At 38.7% G+C, this 3,569-nt stretch carries 4 protein-coding genes; 2 read left to right on the top strand and 2 right to left on the bottom strand.

Going from position 1 to position 3,569, the window contains the following annotated elements:
• Positions 1 to 270: 270 nt before the first annotated feature.
• Entirely contained in the window at positions 271 to 1,494 is a 1,224-nt protein-coding gene (locus T495_RS0100975) for an AAA family ATPase (RefSeq protein WP_033147299.1), read from the top strand.
• Between the two features lie 3 nt (positions 1,495 to 1,497).
• The gene (locus T495_RS15710; RefSeq protein ID WP_155993372.1) at positions 1,498 to 1,665 is read left to right on the top strand and encodes a hypothetical protein; all 168 of its coding nucleotides are present in this window, start codon (positions 1,498 to 1,500) and stop codon (positions 1,663 to 1,665) included.
• A gap of 144 nt (positions 1,666 to 1,809) precedes the next feature.
• Here the strand turns inward: T495_RS15710 and T495_RS15715 are convergent, their stop codons facing one another.
• Both T495_RS15715 and T495_RS0100980 read right to left on the bottom strand, forming a co-directional pair.
• Positions 1,810 to 1,959 (bottom strand): hypothetical protein, encoded by a 150-nt coding sequence (locus T495_RS15715; RefSeq protein WP_155993374.1) that lies wholly within the window; start codon positions 1,957 to 1,959, stop codon positions 1,810 to 1,812.
• A 152-nt stretch (positions 1,960 to 2,111) separates the two neighbouring features.
• Positions 2,112 to 2,552 carry a hypothetical protein gene (locus tag T495_RS0100980; RefSeq protein ID WP_033147301.1) on the bottom strand — a complete coding sequence of 147 codons (441 nt, stop codon included), beginning with the start codon at positions 2,550 to 2,552 and terminating at the stop codon, positions 2,112 to 2,114.
• Positions 2,553 to 3,569: the final 1,017 nt, after the last annotated feature.

The raw sequence follows: 3,569 nt of genomic DNA on the forward strand, positions 1-3,569 counted from the left end.
ATAAAACTGAGGCTTAATGGCATGTCTCCTGTACAATACAGGAAAATGCTTACAGCTTCTATTGTTTAACCGTCCAAACTTTGGGGTTCACTTCACCTTGTGTCCCCTGGCACCTGAAAATTGTCACATATTGCTCTGCTTTAGGGTATATAGCGATAAAAATAATTAAAAATGGCCCAACTCACGCAAAAATATTTGCACGAGTTGATATTATTTTGTATATTTGCAGCAGATTTAAGTAATACTGACGCAAAAATATTTGCATGAGTTATGATTATAGACAGTTTTATCATTGAGGGATTTTCCAACATTGAGCATATACGTTTGGACATTGGAGAGATAAACGCCCTCATCGCCCCTAACGGTTATGGCAAGAGTAACGTTCTCAGTGCCATCAGTTTTGGTTTGATGTATCTGAATGCTAATGAAGAAACAAAAGGCCAGATGCTTCGAAGCCGCTTTCTCCCCATTAATGTCTCAATCAAGGAAAAGAAGTTCCACTTTGAGCTCCTTGGCAGATTACAGCGTGAAGGACGTACAGAACTCGTGCAGTATGGCTATGAATGCCAATGGGCAGAGGGTGCGATTCCTGGCTATGTGCTTTCGGAGTGGTTAAAGATTAAGACAGAGGGCGAGCAACGCTATCGACAAATGATAAACAGACAGGACGGCTACTACTCTATGATTGTTCCGTCGGCTATGGGTCGTTGTAACAAACCTTTTGCAGCCACTCCTCAACAACTATCCCTGCCAATGATAGCCAACGGTGGATTGTTCCTGTCGGGCTTAGCCAAGGAAATATGTAGCATAAGCATCCCGAACCTGCAGACCTTGGATAACCCCGAATCATACTTCTCCATAGATGGGGGCAACGGAATCGCCATGCTCGGTGGCATGACTCTAAGCGAATATATCTATCGGATGAAGGAGACGGATACTGATAGTTTCAGCATCTTGTCAGATGGTATTAAGCAGCTGATTTCTGGCGTGGTGTCATTCGAACCAGATGAAATAACATTGAGTGACGGACGCAGCAAAGTCTATGATATAAGAATACAAGAGGAATTTAATTCACAGCCCACCAGTATTCGGTTGTTGTCAAGCGGTAGCAAGCGTATGATCTTCTTATTCACATTGTGTATGGCTGCTCAGGAGCAGGACATACCAATGATTATGGTCGAGGAACCAGAAAACTCCGTCCATCCAAAGCTGATGGAGAATCTTCTTCTTACCATACAGGCATATGCATCAAATACCAAAATACTGATGACGAGCCACTCGCCCTATCTGATGCGCTATATGCAGCCAGAGCAAATGTATTTCGGTCTTCCCAGGCATGACGGACTTGCTCATTTTGCGAAGGTTAATCCATCTAAGTTGAAATATCTGTACAGATATGCTGGCGACATGGAACTGACCTTTGGAGAGTTCATGTTTGACTTCATGCTCGACATGGAGAATGACAGCGAGAAGCTAACATCTTTCTTCAAATAAAACATGGCGATGGCGAAAAAGAAACTGATGAATCCTTCGCATGTATTGATATTTGTAGAAGGAGATACGGATGAGGTGTTCTTCAAAGCCCTTGATATGAGTGCCATCCGTAATAAACGGCAAGATGTGCTTGCGCCACTGGAAGAAGCATTAGGCGTAGTCATGGCATAGCAAATCCCATCTGTCTGGCATGATGCCAGAATCGACCGAATTTTGGCTGAGTTAACTCGATTGATGAAACGAGCGCGTTCATTTCATCGTTTGAATTAACTCACGGTTTTCAGGCACCTCCACGAAGGGAGTCACGTAACTCTTTCATTTTGAGCCATCAAGTTGTGTACAACTTTCTGGGTTCACTTCACGTACCATGTCCCCTGGCACCTCTGCAACCGATGCCTGGGCATAGCCACCTTCAAAGAGGTATTTATCTATTCTGCCATTCTTCATCGTCAGACTTCCACCCATGAGTGGTTAATTAATACTTCTTGTAATCCGATGCAAAGATAATCAATAGTTCAGAAACAAGCAAAGATTTATCAAGAAAAAAGCAGATAATTTCTCGCGAATAATCAGAAGCACTCTGCTATGCCGTTTTGCAAAGAGCCCTCGTGATTCTCCTATCCCTTTATTTCCTCTGCATCTGAATTGGTATCGTATATAATGATGGTCCTTATTTTTCCACGCCATACCCAGACTTGCAAACCAGATTTGTCGAAGACATACACATGCTGATTTTGCCCCCAATTATCTTTGCATGGAATATAGATTATTTCATGATTTGAAGGATCTTCCTTGATTACGCTTAAGAAATCTTCAAAACTCATTTTAATAAGTTCTTTTCCATTATAAATACATGATTCACGACAACAAATATTAACTATATGGTCATCTTCACACCATAATTCGATATTATACCCATGAATTTTTATTTCGTAATCATCAAACCTACTTGAATCATCATATTGATTATTAGAATGAACTAAATTATCGTATCTTGAGATACTTTTACCTAAGTAAAAGATGTCATATGATTTATTAAGAACTAATCCTTTCTCCATGTCTTTATCGTTTATTTCATACATAACACTTCTTTCTCTTTATTGAGACTACACTTCTGTATAATCTCTGGAATATAATGATTTATACATTTCTGCAAATCCGAATTACAGAAAGTAATTCTATTAAGTTCTATTTTCATGTTCTGCTTGACACTCTGTCCCTGACAAAATGTACAAACTACTAGCAATAAGCATATCAGCTTAATTCTATTTCTTACGGCTTCCATTGACTGTTATTCCTTTAAGTTCTGTTTATCTTCCACCATATGTCATCTTCATTCCTTCATAATATCCATGTTCTTTTATGAGTCATTTTAGCGCGTATTACTCCTTCATCTTTTTGACACACAGATACAGGTTGAGCATACAAAGACAGATGTGTAGAGCAAAAAGTGAATAATAAAGACTGGTGATAGTTATAAAGGATGAGAACAACTCCTTTCCAAATAGCCAGATTGGAAACCTAAACAAGGTATTATATTCATCTATGACGCCGTCGGATGCTCTTGTCGAAATATAACGGTATCCTGTTATCATGCAAAACAATACAATAATAAAATATCCAGACAGAATTAACCAATGGCTTCTCTTAAATTCACTAATACTATCAATTCTCAACTCATAAATCAATGCAACTATATTGAGAATAATTGTAATGATCATTGTATTATAGACTTCTGGATGCAATGGTAGTTTCATTGCACTTAAATTAGAACTATAATCTAATAATGGTTCATATTGTATTTGCCTTTCAAACCATACAATCCAGAAGACAATAATAATATCAAATATTCCTAGAATTGCGATTCTATTCTTTATCATACACCTAAGGATTAATTTCATATTTAAAAACTCCAGTATTACCATTACTTAACCATTCATCACGGTGCCAAGGGACATGGTGCCAGGGGACAGGTACCTCTTCAATTATTCAGTAAATTCGCCACTCCACAGATTCACATTAGGATCATCTTCACTATAGTACACATCAATAGAATCTCCCTTTTGGGGATATGG

Origin of the sequence: Prevotella sp. P6B1 (genome assembly GCF_000702825.1) — a bacterium.
Classification (GTDB): Bacteria; Bacteroidota; Bacteroidia; order Bacteroidales; family Bacteroidaceae; genus Prevotella.

Bases quoted from the DNA above. Each gene is read 5' to 3' on its own strand.
- T495_RS0100975 (WP_033147299.1), top strand. From the start codon at position 271: ATGATTATAGACAGTTTTATCATTGAGGGATTTTCCAACATTGAGCAT.
- T495_RS15710 (WP_155993372.1), top strand. From the start codon at position 1,498: ATGGCGATGGCGAAAAAGAAACTGATGAATCCTTCGCATGTATTGATA.
- T495_RS15715 (WP_155993374.1), bottom strand. From the start codon at position 1,959: ATGGGTGGAAGTCTGACGATGAAGAATGGCAGAATAGATAAATACCTC.
- T495_RS0100980 (WP_033147301.1), bottom strand. From the start codon at position 2,552: ATGGAGAAAGGATTAGTTCTTAATAAATCATATGACATCTTTTACTTA.